This is a genomic window from Streptomyces sp. HUAS MG56 (genome assembly GCF_058673395.1).
Genome location: NZ_CM178722.1, coordinates 971,973 through 988,619 on the forward strand (window position 1 = coordinate 971,973; position 16,647 = coordinate 988,619).

Consider the following 16,647-nt stretch of genomic DNA (forward strand, 5'->3'; position numbering starts at 1 on the left):
AAACGGACATCAACCCACGGACCACCCACCACTGCCGGATCTGACGGACTACCGGTAGTCCTGTGTCGTCGGCTGTTCCTCGTCCTCGGCCGGCAGGCCCACTGGGCGCCGGCCCGGCGGCTGTTGCGGCTCGGGGAGCATGGGCGCAGGCGGCATCCGGCGGTCCACCGGAGCGTCGGCGGTCAGGGTCGTGGGCTCGCCGTGATGCAGCACAACCAGCGGTTCGCCGTCCACCAGGCGGTAGCGAACAAGGGACGGACCGATGTCCACCTTCAGCCTGCGTCCGCGTACCAGCAGCGTGAACGCCACCCTGGACAGCGCCTCCGGCAGGCGGGGCGCGAACGCCAGCTGGTCCTGGCTCCCTTCGTCGCCGACGTACCGGCGCAAGCCTCCGAACCCGCCGACCAGCGCGATCCAGGTCCCGGCGAGGGAGGCGATGTGGAGCCCGTCACGGGTGTTGTGCTCCAGGTCGTCCAGGTCCATCAGCGCGGCTTCGCTGAGGTAGGCGTGGGCCAGGCGCAGATGGCCGGTCTCGGCGGCGAGCACCGCCTGGAAACACGCCGACAAGGAGGAGTCACGGACGGTCAGCGCGTCGTAGTAGGCGAAGTTGCGTGCCTTCTGCTCGTCGGAGAAGGTATCGGGGCACTCCATCATCGCCAGCACCACGTCGGCCTGCTTCACCACCTGCTTGCGATACAGGTCGAAGTAGGGGTAGTGCAGCAGGAGCGGGTAGTTCTCGGGCGGCGTCGCCTCGAAGTCCCAGCGCTGAAAACTCGTGAAACCGGCCGACTGCTCGTGAACGCCGAGCGCTTCGTTGTACGGCACCGCCATGCGGGACGCGGCGTCCCGCCACGCCGCGGTCTCCTCGTCGTCGACGCCCAGCTCTGCGGCGCGTTCCGGATGACGCGCGGCAGCGTTCGCGGCCGAGATCAGGTTCTGCCGGGCCATCAGGTTGGTGTACAGGTTGTCGCGGGCGATCGCGCTGTACTCGTCGGGGCCGGTGACGCCGTCGATGTGGAAGACGCCTTCCGCGTCGTGGTGCCCGAGCGAGCGCCACAGCCGAGCGGTGTCCACGAGGAGGTCGAGCCCCTCACCGCGCTCGAAGTCCTCGTCCCCCGTCGCCATGACGTACCGGTCGGCGCTCATCGCGATGGCCGCATTGATGTGGAAGGCGGCCGTACCGGCCGGCCAGTAGGCGGAACACTCGGCACCGTCGATCGTGCGCCAGGGGAACGCCGCTCCCGCAAGCCCCAGCTGGCGTGCGCGTTCCCGCGCCGCTGGCAGCATCCGGTGACGCGCCCTCAGCGCCGATGCGACGGTTCCCGGAGCGGTGAACGTCAGCACCGGAAGCACATACGACTCGGTGTCCCAGAAACAGTGCCCGTCGTACCCGGTTCCGGTCAGGCCCTTGGCGGGGATCGCGCGGTTCTCATTACGGGCCGCCGCCTGGAGCACATGGAAGAGGGCGAACCGCACCGCCTGCTGGATGCGCGCGCTGCCCTCGACCTCGACGTCCGCGCACGCCCAGAAGCGATCCAGATACGCCCGCTGCGCCATGGCCAGACCGTCCCAGCCGGTGCTGACCGCGGCCGCCACCGCGGCGTCCACCTGATCGTGTACGGCCGGCAGCGAACGCTCCCCCGACCAGCCATAGGCCACGAACTTCACCAGTCGGAGCGGTTGCCCAGGCACCAGGTCCGCGGTCACCGTCAGCCGGCTGACGTTCGGCTCGCACTGCGCCGTCCAGCGGGTGATCTGCGGTCCTTCGACGAGATGGTCGGCCGCTGCCCCCACCCGCAGCGCACTGCGGTCGGTACGGTGCACCAGCCGCAGTCGAGTGTCCTCGGCGAACTGCTCCTCGGCCAGCAGCGGTGACTCGATCGCCGCGGCCACGCGAGGATCGCCCTCGAAACGCGGCAACTGGGCGTTGGCGACGAGCTCGGACTGCACGGCCACCGTGGCCGGGCCATCGACCGGTTCCACCTCGTACACCACCGCGGCCACCGCGCGCTGGGTGAAGGACACGAGCCGACGCGAGGAAATGCGCACCGTACGACCGCCGGGCGACGTCCACCGCGCGGTGCGGCTGAGGATGCCGGAGCGGAAGTCGAGGACCCGCTCGTGCGCGACCAGCCGACCGTAGCGCAGATCGTACGGGTGATCGTCGACGAACAACCGGATGACCTTGCCGTCGGTGACGTTGATCATCGTCTGGCCGGACTCGGGATATCCGTAGCCGGCTTCGGCATAAGGCAGCGGATGCTGTTCGTGGACGCCGTTGAGGTACGCGCCGGGCAGTCCGTGCGGCTCTCCCTCGTCAAGATTGCCGCGCCACCCGACGTGCCCGTTGGAGAGGGCGAAGACGGACTCGCTCTGGGCGAGCACATCCAGGTTCAGCTCGGTCTCACGCAGCGCCCACGGCTCGACCATGAAACTGGGATGGGTGATCACCGCTCCTCCAGAAGGTCGGCCAGGTCACGGACCACCAGATCGGCGCCGTGCGCCTGTAGTTGCTCCGCCTGACCCACCCGGTCGACGCCCACGACCACACCGAAGCGTCCCGCCCGCCCGGCCTCGACGCCCGCGAGAGCGTCCTCGAACACCGCGGCCTCCCCCGGATCCGTGCTGAGCCCTCGGGCCGCCTCCAGGTAGGTGTCCGGGGCGGGCTTGCCCCGCAGCCGGCGCTCGCGCGTGACCACTCCGTCGATCCGCTCGTCGAACAGCCCCTCGATGCCCGCCGCTCGCAGGATGTCCCGGGCGTTCGCGCTCGACGACACCACCGCGCAGCGCAGTCCTGCCGCCCGCACCGCGTGCACGAACCGGACCGAGCCGTCGTAGGGTTCCACCCCCTCCTCGCGGATCCGCCGCAGGACCAGCTCGTTCTTCCGGTTGCCCAGGCCGGACACCGTCTCCGCCTCCGGCGGGTCGCCTGGCGATCCCTCGGGCAGGTGCACCCCGCGTGCGGCGAGGAACGTGCGCACGCCGTCCTCACGAGGTCGCCCGTCCACATACTCGTCGTAGTCACCGACCGCGTCGAACGGCACGAACGTGTTGCCCTCGCGCGTCGCGCGCTCGCGGAGATACGCGTCGAACATCTCCTTCCAGGACGCCGCGTGCACCTTCGCGGTCTGGGTGAGCACCCCGTCCAGGTCAAACAGGCAGGCGCGGATGCGCGCAGGAAGCCCCAGCATGCCGCCGATGCTAGAAGCCGCCTGTGGACGGGCCCAGTACGTCTCTGCCTGGCACGCCGCGAGACACCCGCTCGGTCGAGGCCTGCGCCGCCGCGCGATTCGCGGGCGCCGCGATCGACGCGCCCGTCTCAAGCCGGTGAGGCGGTCGGGCCGGTCACCGCCGTGCAAGGCCATCCCGCGTCGACGATCTGCCGCAAGGGCGGCTGCGCCAAGGGGATCCGGCCGTCGGCGGCAATCACCGGCAAGGAGTGGGTCTTCCCATCGAGGGCTCGCGGAACTTGTTGGGCAAGGCGTTCACAGAACTCGGTGTGCGCATGGTCTGGGCTGGGACGATGTCGGTGAACCACGGTTCGCACAACTTCATGGAGAAGCTGACGCTCGCGGACACCGTCCCCACTCCCTGCGGCATGGAGATGATCGAGAGCTCCGAGCAGGGAGGCGTACGGTACGAGATCACCAAGGAGCAGTGGGAGCAGCACTGGCCACGATGCGGAGTTGTGTATCCGCCGGACCTGCTTGCGCAGGGCCGCAGCGTCTCGTGGTCAACGCCGAGCTCGGCCGCGATGCCTGACACAGGCCGGCCCGACGAACGGGTCAACGCCACCGCGTCGGCCCGGAACTCCGCCGAGTGGTTGTAGGTCCCCACCTGGAACTCCTCTCCCTGGACTCAAGATCCGGTGTCGAGGTGTCCACGATCAAGGTGGAGGGCCCGGGTACGTGCGGCTCGCCGGGACGGGCGTCAAGCCGGTTGACCCATCCGCGGGTGGCTGGGCTGTGTCGTGCCCCGCGTGGATCGCACCGGCCGAGGCGTGAACCTCCTGCCCCACAACCGGTTCCTGCTCGTCCTGGTTCAACAACGTGCGGGCCCTGCCAGTCCGCTTTCGTAGGCGGCGATGACGAGTTGGGCCCGGTCCCTGGCCCCCAGCTTCGTCAGCAAATGGCTGACGTGGGTCTTGACCGTGCCCACAGTCAGATACAGCTCGGCTGCGATTTCATTGTTGGACAGGCCACGTGCGATCAAGCCCAGCACGTCACGCTCGCGGCCGGTCACCCCGTCCAAGGTGCGGGTGACCGGGCCGGGGTAGCCGGGGCGGCGGACGTAGGTCTCGATGAGCTTGCGGGTGACGCCGGGTGACAGCAGCGACTCCCCGGTGGCGATCACTCGCACGGCGTCGATCAGGCGTGCGGGTGGAGTGTCCTTGAGGAGGAAGCCCGCGGCGCCTGCGCGGAGCGCCTCGAAGACGTACTCGTCCAGGTCGAAGGTGGTGAGCACCAGGACGTGGACGGGCACCGGAGACGGGCCGCCGAGCAGCGCGCGGATGGCCTCGATGCCATTGAGCCCGGGCATCCGGATGTCCATCAGAGCGACGTCGGGGCGCAGTTCGCGGATCACCCTGACCGCCTCGGTCCCGTCGGCCGCCTCGCCGACGACCTGGAGATCGTTTTCCGACTCGATCAGCACCCGGAACCCGGCACGCACCAGCGTCTCGTCGTCCACCACGACGACCCGCACCGTCATGCGCCCTCCAGGTCGGCGCCCACGGGGAACTGGGCTGCTCGCGCGTCCGTGGCGTACGGCAGCCGGGCGGTGACGCGAAAGCCGTGCGGGGAGAGCGGGCCCGCGTGAAACTCGCCGCCGTAAAGGGTGGCGCGTTCCTTCATGCCGGTCAGGCCGTGGCCCTCGGTGACCGGGGTGGTCGTGCGGCCGGCTCCGGCGTCGACGACCGTGAGAGCGACCTCGCCCGGCGCGTGGGCGACCGTCGCCCGGGCATGGCTGGTGCGGGCATGCTTGACGACGTTGGTCAGGGCTTCCTGCACGATGCGGTAGGCGGCGCGGTCCACACCTCGGGGCAGATCGTGCGGGTGACCGCTGGTCGTCAAGTCGACCTGCACGCCTGCCCGTCGGGTCTGTTCGACGAGTGTGTTCAGGTCGTCGAGGCCGCCGGGCAGCCATTCGGCGCCGTCGTCGTCGCGCAGGACACCCAGTAGGGAGCGCAGTTCCCCCAGCGCGGCCCTGCTGGTGGTCTCGATCGCGGAGAGGGATTTCGCGGCCTCGTCGGGTCGGCTGCCGATCACGTGGTGGCCGACGCCCGCCTGCACCGCGATGACGCTCAGGCTGTGCGCGACGACGTCGTGCAACTCCCGGGCGATGCGTATGCGTTCCTCGACGAGGAGGAGCTGTGCCCGCTCCTCGGCCTGCTCGACCAGGCCCTGGGAATAGGCGCGGCCCCGTCTGGTGGACCATCCGATCGCCCAGGCGGCGGCCTGGATGATGAGGAGTTGGATCAGCCCCGGCAACCCCCAGGAATGCCCTGTTACGTCCTGCAGAGGGGTCAACAAGGCGAGTTGTACGGCGCCTGCCACCGCGCCCGCGGACGCCGCGACACGCGCGGGCCGGGTGGCCGCCACCTCGTACACCACCAAGGCAGTCGCCACGATCCCCGACAAGCCGACCGCGGCCTCGGTGGCCATCACCACCGACGCCACCGCCAGAGCCGGCAGTGGCAGCAGCCGGCGGACGGCGACGGCCAAGAACAACGAGCACGTCAGCACGGCCTGCCATGCCGGCCAGCCCGTGCGGTGCGCGCCAAACGTCCACCACAAGACATTCCACGCCATCAGGGCCATGGCCAAAAGCACATCCAGCCCGATCAGCTGAGTCGGGCTCAGTCTCCTGGCGAAGGACGCCACGTCATGTCTCACCATCATGCCTCGCACGCATCCGACCCTAGCCAGGAGGGCGATCATCCGCCTCTGTCCAGAGACAGAGATCAGCCGGTCATTCCGTGGCCAGATCCGCGGCACGGGCACCCTCTGCCAAGGTCGGCCACATGGATCTCTCCCAGACTCCCGCCCGCCGCTGGCTTTCCCCTGTGCCCTGGGGCTTCGCCCTGCTCGCCGCCGCGTCGTCCCTGACGTACGGCGGTGATCACGCGGTGAACGCCTGGGCGTCGACCAACCTGGCCAATATGGGTGATCATCCTGTGGAGGCGCTCGTCGCCTCCGCCTTCCTGTTCGGTGCCGATTCCTGGGCCTGTCTGCGCGGCATCGCCCTGGCCGGGGCCATGCTGGCGTTTCTCGTCATCCGGTTCGGCAACATACGGGCGGTCGCGCTGATCGCGGCAGGCCAAGTCCTCGGCACGCTGGTGAGCGAAGGGCTGCTGGCAGCGCGGATCGCGGCGGGCCGAGCCGACCCGGCGCTGCGTGCGACGCTGGACGTCGGCCCGTCCTACGTGATCGTCTCGGCCCTGGCCGCCGTGGTGGCAGCGGGAGCCCGGCGGTGGCACCGATGGACCGCGCTCGCCGCGCTCGCGGTGCGCGCACCGCACATCACGAGCGGCCTGACCACGCTGGGGGTCACTCCCGTCGGCCACGTGACAGCACTGTCCACCGGCATGCTGCTGGCATGGGCTCTGCGGTCGTCCGACGCCCGCCACCACCACCGCCACCTGCAACGACTGACGTCACGCGCAGCATCGCTTCAGACCGAGAGGGGTACCAATGGTCGTGCGATTGTCTCGCGCACAGGTTCGGGAACGCGGCCGACCGCCCGGAGAGGGTGCCGGTGTATCCGTCGGACATGACGGACGCGGAGTGGGCAGTGGTGCGGGACGCGATGCCGGTACCGGCCTGGCTGGAGGGCCGGGGCGGGCAGCCGGAGGGCTACTGTCACCGCGTGATGCTGGATGCGATCCGGTACGTCACCGACAACGACATCAAGTGGCGTGCTATGCCTGCCGACTTCCCTGCCTGGGACCGGGTGTATGCCTTTTTCCACAGGTGGCGGGAGCACGGCCTGGTCAAGGAGTTCCACGACCGGCTGCGCGGCTGGGTCCGTGAGGCCGAGGGCCGCGAGGCAGAGCCGACCGCGGCGGTCATCGACTCGCAATCGGTCAAGGGCGCCGCCTCGGTGTCCGCCGTCACGCGCGGCTATGACGGCGGCAAGGAGATCAACGGAAGACGCCGGCACGTCATCACGGACTGCCTGGGCCTGCTGCTGGTGGTGCTGGTGTGTGCCGTCGACGTCACCGACCGCCAGGCCGCCCGCGTCATGCTGTCCCGCCTGCGGGCACGGTTCCACAAGATCACGCCGGTGTGGGCCGACGGCGGCTATGCCTGCCGCCTGGTCACGTGGACTTAGGAGAAACTCCAGCTCACACTTCAGATCGTCAAACGCAGCGATGACATGAAGGGGCTCGTGGTGCTGCCGAGAAGGTGGGTAGTAGAGCGCACGCTGGGGTGGCTGATGCGCCCGCGCCGCCTGGTGCGGGACTTTGAGACACTCCCCGCCAGCACCGCGGCGTTCATCTACTTCTCGCAGGCCATGCTCATGAGCCGTCGCCTCGCCGCCGGGCTTCCCGACGGCGGCAGGAACAGTCACGGTGGGCCGGCGCGGCGTGAACCGGCCGGACGGCGACACGGCCAGCCAGCCCCGTTCGGCCAGGCGCCTCGCCTTGGACCGCACCCCCTCGGTCTTCGCCAGCACCAACTCCAGCCCCAGCCTGAACGCGATCTCCTTCGCCGACATCCCCTCACCGGCTTCCGGACCGGACTCCACCAGCTCCACGATCCGCCGATAGTCCGGCACGAGCGCTTCCACCGTCCTTCCCTCCCCGAAGCGCGGCACGATCGACCCCGCGACCGGGACCTTCACCACTTTGACCGCCGGCACCGGCTCCGGCGCCTCCTGCACGGCCGCATTCGTCGCATCCCCCCAGGGCCTCGGCCAGCTCCACCCGAGCGATCACCCGGCGCTCCAACACCGCCTCGGCTCCAGCGAGTTCGGACAGGATCCGGTCCGCCTCCGCCTGAAGCTCCTCCACCAGCACCCGGGCAGCGGCCTCCCGCTCCCTCCAGCAAACCCATCACCGACGCCACCGGCCACCTCCGCATCGTCGAGGACGAACTGATCGCCCAAACGCTCCCACGACGACACCGGAACCATGCCTGAACAGCGGAAACTCAGTGATCACATCCGGTAGGACCACGGCCTCTGATGCCAGGTTCTCCGGGCCGGCGGTCACTGCGTACTACGACGAGCCGATCGGCCTGGCGGGTGTCGCGGTCAACGCTCTGCGTGGCCCGTAGGTCACCCTGGATGGGATCGAGCTCGTGGGGCAGGTGCCGTCACGCCTGGAGGATCGGCTCACCGACTACGTCACGATGCGCGGCAAGGAGCTCAATGCACGCGAGCCGCAGCCTGATTCAGGCACCGTGGCTACGGGCCGGACGTCAGGACCTGTCGCGCCACGGGTGTGGAGGCGGCCCCGCCGTCCGGCGACGCGTGGCAGCGGCGTCCGAGCCCGTTTCCCGGTTCATGACTGCTCTTCTGTGTGCTTGCCCGGCGCGTCCGTGATCCGGACCTCCACGTCCCTCGGCTGCTGGAGAACGCCGTTGACCGGGAGGATGTCCTGCGGACAGGCGGACAGCACGACCACCACATCCGTGAGCGCCCGCAGGAGCACCGAGTCGCCCGGACGGCTGACCGGCGCGCTGAACACGATGTCGCCGTCCGAGTTGACGGGCACATTCATGAATAAATTCAGTGGAACGGGCACCGGGATCAGGAGGTCCGGGAGGCCGGAGTCGGCGAGGGCTCGGTGGTAGTTGTCGCTGCAGTTGTCGTGGTGACCTGTGTGTCCCAGTTGCCGGTACCGGACGGGGTCACAGGCCGGGATCAAGGTGTCGTGCACGCCCGGCGAGGTGTCCTCGGCGATGTGCAGGACGGGCCTGCGCCGGTCGTCGACCAGCTCGTCACCGGCCTTCACCACCAGGCGGCCGAGCACGGCGCGGGTGTGCGCCATCGACAGCCCGTGCTGCGGTTCCTGCCTTGCTATGGCCCAGGTGTCGACCACCTGGCTCCCGTACGTGTTGATCACACGCAGTGTTCCGCCCCGCGGTACCTGGAAGGCCGCTCCTGTGCGTGCGGCCAGCGTCATCGTGACAGCCATGATCCCTCCTTGGTGTTCAGACCGAGGCGCCTACGTCCAGCGTGACCAAGAAGACCACCCCGGTGGTCGCCGGTGACAACGCAGGCTCCCAACGCGCCGACGCCGAAGACCTCGGCATCCGCCTCGCCACCCCGGCGAGTTCTCTGTCCTCGTCGCCGACTACCCCACCTGACGCCGCGCGGCAGGAAGTCGACCTCGATTCTTCCGGGTGGCAGGGGGCGTGTGTCATCGTGAAGCGTCCGGCCCGCAGCTCTCCCCCGTAGCGACGGGCCGGACGCCATGACCCGTCCCGCCACGGCCTCGCTGCCCTCCGACACGCTTGACAGCGCCTGCAATCGTGCCGTGTCAGCTGATGCCGAGCCGGCTCAGTGCAGTGGTGGGCCGAGGCCATCACTGCCCTCGACGCCGCAGCCGCCGTCCAGCTTGAAGCCACCGTCCGAGCAGTCGGAGTTCCAGCCCGCCGACCCCGGACTGCCCCACCAGGCGACGGGCAGCAGTCACGCGGCCAGTTCGCGGAGCCGTCTGGTGTGAACGTTGTGCTCACCCAGGACACGCACGGCCGCGGGAAGGACCTGGGCGGCGAGAGGCTGGCGTCCTCCAGTCGGCCAGCGGCCGCGAGGATCCGGGCAAGGCCACAGCTGATGACGATCGTGCAGGGGTGGTCGGCGCCAAGCCTCACGGTACGCATCTGCCGCACGCGTGTGGCCTGGTCTTCGGCGGCTGTCAGGTTGCCGGTGTGCAGCAGGCACTCGGCGAACAGGTGGCGGGCGGCTACGACGAAAGGGCGGGCTTCGTCATGAATGCTGTCGACCTACTCAACGACTGCGCGGGCCAGCTCGGTCGTCTCTTCCCAGCGCCCCTGACAGCCCCGTATCCAGGCGATTCTGTCGGGACCGGGCCAGCGCGGGCGGCTGGGCGGCGGCCGCTGACGGCCGACCCGTGCTGGTGACCCGGCCCGGCTCAGGTGTTCGGCAGCTGACCCTTTTCCGGCTCACCAGCGGGAACCGGTTCCAGCACCGCGACGTCCATGGGGCCGGCCAGCGCGTCCGCGATCTCCCCGCCCAGCGCGGCCAGCACCGGCCCGGCCGAGTGGGCGTCGAGAGCGGCCTGATCGGCCCAGTTCTCCACGACAGTGACGCGGTCCTCGCCGGCATGGGCGGCGTAGAGCAGGCAGCCGGGCTCAGCGTGCACGGCGGCAGCGTGCCGGCGGAATGCCACGAGCACGTCCTCCCGGCGGCCGGGCTTGGTCCGGAGGGTGGCAACGACGATGGGCAAGGAACCTCCTTGGGATGGGACCGGTCCGTATTCACGGACGCGATCTTGATGGTCTCAAGAAGCCTATGCCAGGCACGGGCACCCCGGCCTTGCCCGGGTCCCCGTCAGGAAGCCCGGCCGCAATGCAACGGGCATGGTTGGAAGCTAGAGGTTGCACGGCAGCAGGACGTGGTGGCTGCACCGGGTGATCGCTCCGCGGTTGCGGTCAGTAGTCCTCGGGGGCGGGGGGCAGCGGTGCCGGCTCGGGTGTAGAGCTCGCGGATCGCGTCGACGAGGTCGAGGTGTTCCGCCAAGTCGACGTTGTCACTGTCGATGGCGTAGCCGACGAGGCTGAACATCTGGTGGATCAGGCGGGCGTACGTGACCGGGGTCATCGGGTTGGGCGGCGGGGCCGTCGAATCCCGGTTGGGATCCGCAGGCTTCCGCCTCGCCACTCCCGACGAGTTCGCCGCCCTCGTCGCCGACTACCTGACCTGACACCGCCTCGGCCCGCGAAGGCCGGCGCCGCGGACGCACTGCAGGTCGAAGAGGCGTCCGCTACGTCAGCGCTCGCCCGCAAAGGCTCGCAGCAGTACTGCGTGCGCCGGATCGTCACGTCATACACGGGCGATTCCTCGACGTGGCCGCGGGCGCGGGAGCAACGCCGCTGGAATCGCCTCGCTCGTCCCACCCCTGGAGACCGTCTTCGCCTTCCACCATGGCCCGTGACCGCGTCGATCTACCGACCTGGTCACTCGACTCCGGCGGATGCGAGGTGATGGCGGAAGAAGGTATCGATCTCGGATGAGTCGCCCGTGGCAGGAAGCTGAGAGGAAGTCTCCATGGTTTGGTGACGTCGTCGTGAGCCACAGCGTCTGGGCGGCGCTTCGGACTTCCCCTTGAGGTAACTGTCTGCGCAGCGGCGCGCCGAACCCAGTGGGTCCCAACGCCTCAGCCCTCCCGCGTTTGTCAGTGGCGTGAGATACCGTCAGTCAGCTGGGCGCCCGGCAGTGTGGCAGGGCGCCGACCGGAGGCGGATCTCGGCTCCAGTACGGCTGGCGGTTGCATGGCCCTGGACAAACGCCGAGTGCAGACCGCAGTGATCGGCCATGCCAGTGATCTTCCACTGGCCAAGCGCCGGCGAGAGAGTCGACGCGGTCAGCGGAGGCACTACACGACGACGACCAGTCCCACCATGTGATCACCGAAGGGCTTGCGATCCGCCGCTCCCTCCATCGTGTGCCCCTTGAGCGCGGCTCACCACCGCTGGAGCGGCTACGGGTGCGCACCGGTGCATGCTGCAACCACCATGGGCCCCGCCGCCTCCACAGTGGCGGTCGTCGTCGGCGCCGTGCTCCGCAGTTACCCAGCACGTTGAGCTGCCCGGAGCGGGCTTTCCTCCCGCGTGCCTTCCAGGTTGTCCAGGTAGCGCGCGAGGGTCTGCTGTGCGGCTGGGCTGCCGAGCTGCCGTCGGTAGGTGTCGTCGACCGGGGCGCCTCCACGTGCAGGCGGCCCCGCCCCGTGTTGTTCTACGCCTGACCGACCATGGCGGCGGGCCGGACGATGCGGTCGAAGTCCTCGGCGCTGATGTAACCGGAAGCCAGTGCGGCGGAACGCAGGGTGGTGTCCTCGTCGTCGGCCTTGTGGGCGATCGCGGAGGCCTTGTCGTAACCGATCACGGGAGAGAGGGCCGTGACCAGCATCAGGGACCGGTCGACGTAACGGTCGATCTGGTCGCGGTTGAGCTCGGCGCCCTCGATGCAGTACTTGCGCATCTTGGTGCAGGCGTCGGCGAGGATGGTCGCCGCGTGCAGGAAGTTGTTGATGATGACCGGGCGCATGGCGTTGAGTTCGAAGTTGCCCTGTGTACCGGCGAAGGCGATGGCCTCGTCCTCGGAAAGCACCTGGATGCAGACCATGACCATCGCCTCGCACTGGGTCGGGTTGACCTTGCCCGGCATGATCGAGGAACCGGGCTCGTTCGCCGGGAGGATGAGTTCGTCGAGGCCGCAGCGGGGGCCTGAGGCCAGCCAGCGGATGTCGTTGGCGATCTTCATCAGCGGCACGGCCAGCGCCCGCAGCCCGGCGGAGGCGCCGGCCATGGCGTCCAGACCGCCCTGGGCGGCGAACTTGTTCTGCGCGGTGGTGAACGGGTAACCGGTCGCGTCCGCGATGTCGGCTGCCACCTGCTCGCCGAATCCGGGCGGGGCGTTGAGCCCCGTGCCCACCGCGGTGCCGCCCATCGCAAGCTCGTACAGGCCCTCGGCGGCGCTGGTGACGCGGCCGATGGCTTGTTGCAATTGGTGGGCGTAGCCGGACCATTCCTGCCCCACGGTGAGAGGGACGGCGTCCTCCAGGTGCGTGCGGCCGATCTTCACAACGTCGTGCCACTGCCGTGCCTTCGTCTCGATGGCACGCTGCAGCGCCTGCACACTGGGCAGCAGGTGCTCGTGGATCTCCTTGACCGCGGCGATGTGCATGGCGGTGGGGAAGGTGTCGTTGGACGACTGTCCCATGTTGACGTGGTCGTTGGGGTGGACCGGGGACTTGCTGCCCAGTTCCCCGCCGGCCAGTTGGATTGCGCGGTTGCTGATCACCTCGTTGGTGTTCATGTTGGACTGCGTACCGGACCCGGTCTGCCACACGTACAGCGGGAAGTGGTCGTCCAGGTCGCCCGCGATGACTTCGTCGGCCACCCGCTGGATCAGGTCGGCCTGCCAGGCCGGGAGCCGCCCGGCGCGCCCGTTGACGGCGGCGGCGGCCTTCTTGACGTAGCCGTAGGCGTGGTAGACCGCCTTGGGCATCCGGTCGTCCCCGATGGAGAAGTGGATCAGGGACCGTTGTGTCTGGGCGCCCCAGTAGCGGTCCGCGGGGACATCGATGGCTCCCATGGAGTCGGTCTCCCGCCGGGTGCCGGTCGCGTGCAGGCCGATGGGGATGTCGAGGATCTCCGGGCCTTCGTCCCGCGCGGCCGACCCTGAGCGGCCGGCGCCGGAGTGTCGCCTGTTCATGCTGCTGCTCCGTCCGTGTAGACCGGCTGCCACATGGCCCGGCGGACAGCCTCTGCGATGTCGACCGGTTTGGAGGTGGCCACGCCGTCGTCGAGGGCCGCCGCGACCACCGCGGTCGCGGTGATCGCGGACGACTCCCGCAGGTCGTCTACGGGCGGCAGCAGGGAGGCGCCCGGCCCCGAGGGGTCGACCTGGTCGGCGACGGCCTGCGCGGCCGCGAGCAGCATGCCCGCGGTCACCTGGGACGCACCGGAGACGATCGTGCCCAGGCCCAGGCCGGGGTACAGCAGTGCGTTGTTGGCCTGCCCGATCTGGTAGGTCACGCCGTCGTATTCGACGGGCTCGACGGGGATGCCGGTCGCGACGAGCGCCTTCCCCCTGGACCAGGCGATGACGTCGGCGGGCATGGCCTCGATCCGGGAGGTGGGGTTGGAGATCGGGAAGATGATCGGCCGCTCGGTGCCCTCGGACATGGCCTCGACGACCTCACGCGTGAACGCGCCATGCGCGGTGGAGGTGCCCAGCAGTATGGTCGGCTCGACCCTGCGCACCGTTTCCAGCAGTGAGACCTGACCATCGCTCCGCTCCCAGTCCGCGATCTCGGCCGGATCACGCGCGTAGGTCTGCTGGAAGTCGCGCAGGTCGGTCATGTCCCGGATGAGCAGTCCCTGTTTGTCGACGAGCCACACCTGTGCGGCGGCGCGCTCCGCGTCCGCGCCGTCGCGGATCATCGTGTCGCGCAGTTGGTCGGCGATGCCCACGCCGGCGGTCCCGGCGCCGAAGACGACCAGTTTCTGGTCACGCATCCGCACACCGCTGACCTTGACAGCGGACAGGGCCGCGGCCAGTGTGATGGCTCCGGTGCCCTGCATGTCGTCGTTGAAGATCCGGTAGCGGCCGCCGTACTGCTCCAGGATCCGCCGTGCGTTGCTGGGACCGAAGTCCTCGAAGTGCAGGAGCGCGTCGGGGAACGCGGACGACGCCGTCTCCAGGTACTTCTCGATGAACGAGTCGTAGTCGGCGCCACGGACGCGGGGATGCCGGTTGCCCAGGTACAGCGGGTCCTCCTGGAGCGATGCCCGGTCCGTACCCACGTCCAGCGACACGGGAACGACACGGCTCGGGTCGATGCCCGCGGCCGCGGTGTAGACCGCGAGCTTCCCGACCGATATCTGGATCCCGTTCACACCCCAGTCCCCGATGCCCAGGATCTCCTCCGCGTCGGTGCACACGATCAGGTCGACGTCCTCGGGCCCGAGTTGAAGCGTGGCGAAGGCCTTCTCGATGTCGTCGGGCCGGTCGACGGACAGGAAGATGCCGCGCGGGCGTCGGTACTCGTGGGAGTACTTTTCGATCGCTTCGCCCACGGTGGGGTCGTAGACGATCGGCAGAAGTTCGGCGAGGTGTTCGGTGAGTACCTTGAAGTACAGGGTTTCATTGCGGTCGTGCAGCTGTTCCAGGTACACGTTCTTGGCGAGGTCGCTGCTCTGAGCCTGCATCTGCTGGTAGGCACGCTGAGCCTGCCGGTCGAGCGTGAGCACTGCGGAGGGCAGGCGCCCCGTGAGGCCGAGGGCCTCCCGTTCCTCAGGTGTGAAGGCCACGCCGCGGTTACGCAGTGGATCGACGAGGACGCCGGGGATGGCCGGGGTCCGCGCGTGGCTGTCGGTCATGACGATCTCCCTCTGTGCGAAAGCCGAGTCGGCTCTGCCCGGGGTGACTGCGCGGACACGCTCTATGCGGAGTGCAATCCTGATCGGAACCTGCGACGGTCGGACCGGCCCCGGGGCCCGGCGGAATATGGAGGTATGAGCCCGGCGTCCCCACGGGACGGTCACTCGCCGACGCGCGCGGCCCGGCGGGCCCGCCCCACACATCGGTGGGGACCTCATCGGTGCCAGAGTATGAACTCAGGCTAACGACTCGCCGACGGGGTGCGCGACTTCACGCTTCGGCGCGTCCCACGACCAGCACCGTCACATCGTCGTGGCCGCGGACGCGGCATCGAGTACCCGGTCCGCGGTCGCCTCGGCGTCCAGCCCGCCGCGCAAGGCCTGGGCGGCGGGCCGTCCGGCCCGGGCCCGTCGAGCGACGGGCCCGGGCCCTCGACGACAACGGCGGTGACCATCCGCCGGCGCGCTGTCGCGCTGCGGTCTCCGACCGGGCCGAGGGGAAAGACCGGCATGGCGAGGTCATGGCCGTACCGGGGACACAGTGACGTCCTGACGCGGGCGGCGGATGTATTCCTGCCGATGCGGAAGGTGCTGCGCCTTGCCGGTGCGGAGGGCCTCCGAGAGGGTGCTCAGCGCACCGACGTGCCGTGCGCGGCGTCGGCCCGCCGCAGCGGGACCCCGCCGTCGAAGCAGACGCGCAGTCGCCCTTCGCCGACCGACACCGGCAAGGCACCGGTACCGCCCAAGGCCGCGGCGAGCCGTGTCGGTACGGCCTGCCGCAGCTCCTGCTCGGTGGCTGCGGTGAGTGGACTCGTCGGACCACCCAGCCTCGACGCCACCGAGGCCGCCCAGGTCGCTTCCCGCGTTCAGGGGTGCGCCCACGCCGACTGCCCACTGGTCCGCCCGGCGTCATGGCCATCGCGGCGTCGAGGGACTCTGCGGGGCGGCAGTCGCGCGGATCGCGTCAGCTCGTCACGACGCCGTGCAGGAGCAGGTCGATGAGTCTGGTGGCCAGGTCGCGTCGTTCCTCGCTGGCGGCCATGAGACTGATTCCGCCGAGGGCCATCAGCACGTCCTGCGCCTCGACCCCCGGCCGTGCCACCGACTGCCCCTCCGCGGCGCCGAGCAGGTGGGCGATGGCGTCGGCGAGCAGTGACCGGGTGTGTACCTTCTCGCTCTCGTCGGTGAGGACCACGGCCAGCGCGTCGGCCATGCCCTGCTTGGCGGCCATGAAGTCGATGAAGCGCTCCATCCAGGTCCGCAGCGCGTCCACCGGTGGCTGTGTGGCGGTGAGGTGCTGTGCCGCCTCGCACAGGCGCTGTACTTCTTGCCGGTAGATCGCCTCGATCAGCAGTTCTTTGGAGGGGAACCGGCGGTAGAGGGTGCCGACGCCGACACCTGCCGCACGGGCGATGTCCTTGACCGAGGCGCCCGCTCCCTCACGGGCGAAGGCGTCCGCTGCCGCCTCCAGCAGTCGGTCCTCATTGCGTTGCGCGTCGGCGCGCAACGGCCTGCCGGGCCGCGCCGAGCCCCCCTCGATACCGGTCACCGCCGACTCCCTTCCTCGTCA

At 69.5% G+C, this 16,647-nt stretch carries 15 protein-coding genes and 1 pseudogene; 5 read left to right on the forward strand and 11 right to left on the reverse strand.

Annotated elements, in window-relative coordinates; genetic code table 11:
* Positions 1-48: 48 nt before the first annotated feature.
* Entirely contained in the window at positions 49-2,451 is a 2,403-nt protein-coding gene (locus AC4OXY_RS04855; protein ID WP_491993250.1) for a glycoside hydrolase family 65 protein, read from the reverse strand.
* A complete protein-coding gene (locus AC4OXY_RS04860) occupies positions 2,448-3,191 on the reverse strand; it encodes an HAD family hydrolase (RefSeq protein WP_402071119.1) in 744 nt (247 codons plus the stop codon). Before AC4OXY_RS04860 ends, AC4OXY_RS04855 begins: the two co-directional genes overlap by 4 nt.
* A gap of 332 nt (positions 3,192-3,523) precedes the next feature.
* Here AC4OXY_RS04860 and AC4OXY_RS04865 point away from each other — a divergent pair, with 332 nt between their 5' ends.
* Positions 3,524-3,829 carry a hypothetical protein gene (locus tag AC4OXY_RS04865; protein WP_491993251.1) on the forward strand — a complete coding sequence of 102 codons (306 nt, stop codon included), beginning with the start codon at positions 3,524-3,526 and terminating at the stop codon, positions 3,827-3,829.
* Positions 3,830-4,041: 212 nt separating this feature from the next.
* Here AC4OXY_RS04865 and AC4OXY_RS04870 read toward each other — a convergent pair whose 3' ends face one another.
* The gene (locus AC4OXY_RS04870) at positions 4,042-4,710 is read right to left on the reverse strand and encodes a response regulator (protein ID WP_356028048.1); all 669 of its coding nucleotides are present in this window, start codon (positions 4,708-4,710) and stop codon (positions 4,042-4,044) included.
* A complete protein-coding gene (locus AC4OXY_RS04875) occupies positions 4,707-5,810 on the reverse strand; it encodes a sensor histidine kinase (protein WP_491993252.1) in 1,104 nt (367 codons plus the stop codon). Before AC4OXY_RS04875 ends, AC4OXY_RS04870 begins: the two co-directional genes overlap by 4 nt.
* A 212-nt stretch (positions 5,811-6,022) precedes the next feature.
* On the opposite strand from AC4OXY_RS04875, the gene AC4OXY_RS04880 reads away from it, so the two are divergent.
* The 3 genes from AC4OXY_RS04880 to AC4OXY_RS04890 all read left to right on the forward strand — a co-directional run bounded on the left by AC4OXY_RS04880 (position 6,023) and on the right by AC4OXY_RS04890 (position 7,771).
* A complete protein-coding gene (locus AC4OXY_RS04880) occupies positions 6,023-6,775 on the forward strand; it encodes a rhomboid-like protein (RefSeq protein WP_491993253.1) in 753 nt (250 codons plus the stop codon).
* Positions 6,772-7,332, forward strand: a complete 561-nt coding sequence (locus AC4OXY_RS04885; protein ID WP_491993254.1) for an IS5 family transposase — start codon at positions 6,772-6,774, stop codon at positions 7,330-7,332. The genes AC4OXY_RS04880 and AC4OXY_RS04885 overlap by 4 nt, the downstream gene beginning before the upstream one ends.
* 313 nt (positions 7,333-7,645) lie before the next feature.
* Positions 7,646-7,771, forward strand: a complete 126-nt coding sequence (locus AC4OXY_RS04890) for a hypothetical protein (protein ID WP_491993255.1) — start codon at positions 7,646-7,648, stop codon at positions 7,769-7,771.
* 735 nt (positions 7,772-8,506) lie between these two features.
* Here the strand turns inward: AC4OXY_RS04890 and AC4OXY_RS04895 are convergent.
* Positions 8,507-9,142 carry a DUF1989 domain-containing protein gene (locus tag AC4OXY_RS04895; protein WP_491993256.1) on the reverse strand — a complete coding sequence of 212 codons (636 nt, stop codon included), beginning with the start codon at positions 9,140-9,142 and terminating at the stop codon, positions 8,507-8,509.
* Positions 9,143-9,183: 41 nt separating this feature from the next.
* Between AC4OXY_RS04895 and AC4OXY_RS04900 the strand changes: the two genes are divergently transcribed.
* Positions 9,184-9,405, forward strand: a complete 222-nt coding sequence (locus AC4OXY_RS04900; RefSeq protein ID WP_491994832.1) for a hypothetical protein — start codon at positions 9,184-9,186, stop codon at positions 9,403-9,405.
* 338 nt (positions 9,406-9,743) lie between these two features.
* Here AC4OXY_RS04900 and AC4OXY_RS04905 read toward each other — a convergent pair.
* The 6 genes and pseudogenes from AC4OXY_RS04905 to AC4OXY_RS04930 all read right to left on the reverse strand — a co-directional run.
* Positions 9,744-9,944: pseudogene (locus tag AC4OXY_RS04905) on the reverse strand (tetratricopeptide repeat protein); the annotation flags it as partial.
* Positions 9,945-10,102: 158 nt separating this feature from the next.
* Positions 10,103-10,417, reverse strand: a complete 315-nt coding sequence (locus AC4OXY_RS04910) for a putative quinol monooxygenase (RefSeq protein WP_356028040.1) — start codon at positions 10,415-10,417, stop codon at positions 10,103-10,105.
* Positions 10,418-11,925: 1,508 nt separating this feature from the next.
* The gene (gene fumC, locus AC4OXY_RS04915; RefSeq protein ID WP_491993257.1) at positions 11,926-13,407 is read right to left on the reverse strand and encodes a class II fumarate hydratase; all 1,482 of its coding nucleotides are present in this window, start codon (positions 13,405-13,407) and stop codon (positions 11,926-11,928) included.
* Positions 13,404-15,077: an NAD-dependent malic enzyme gene (locus AC4OXY_RS04920; RefSeq protein ID WP_491993258.1), complete on the reverse strand. Its 1,674-nt coding sequence runs from the start codon at positions 15,075-15,077 to the stop codon at positions 13,404-13,406. Before AC4OXY_RS04920 ends, fumC begins: the two co-directional genes overlap by 4 nt.
* 629 nt (positions 15,078-15,706) lie before the next feature.
* Entirely contained in the window at positions 15,707-15,916 is a 210-nt protein-coding gene (locus AC4OXY_RS04925) for a hypothetical protein (RefSeq protein WP_376294047.1), read from the reverse strand.
* A gap of 125 nt (positions 15,917-16,041) precedes the next feature.
* Positions 16,042-16,626: a TetR/AcrR family transcriptional regulator gene (locus AC4OXY_RS04930; protein WP_362817388.1), complete on the reverse strand. Its 585-nt coding sequence runs from the start codon at positions 16,624-16,626 to the stop codon at positions 16,042-16,044.
* Between the last annotated feature and the right edge of the window lie 21 nt (positions 16,627-16,647).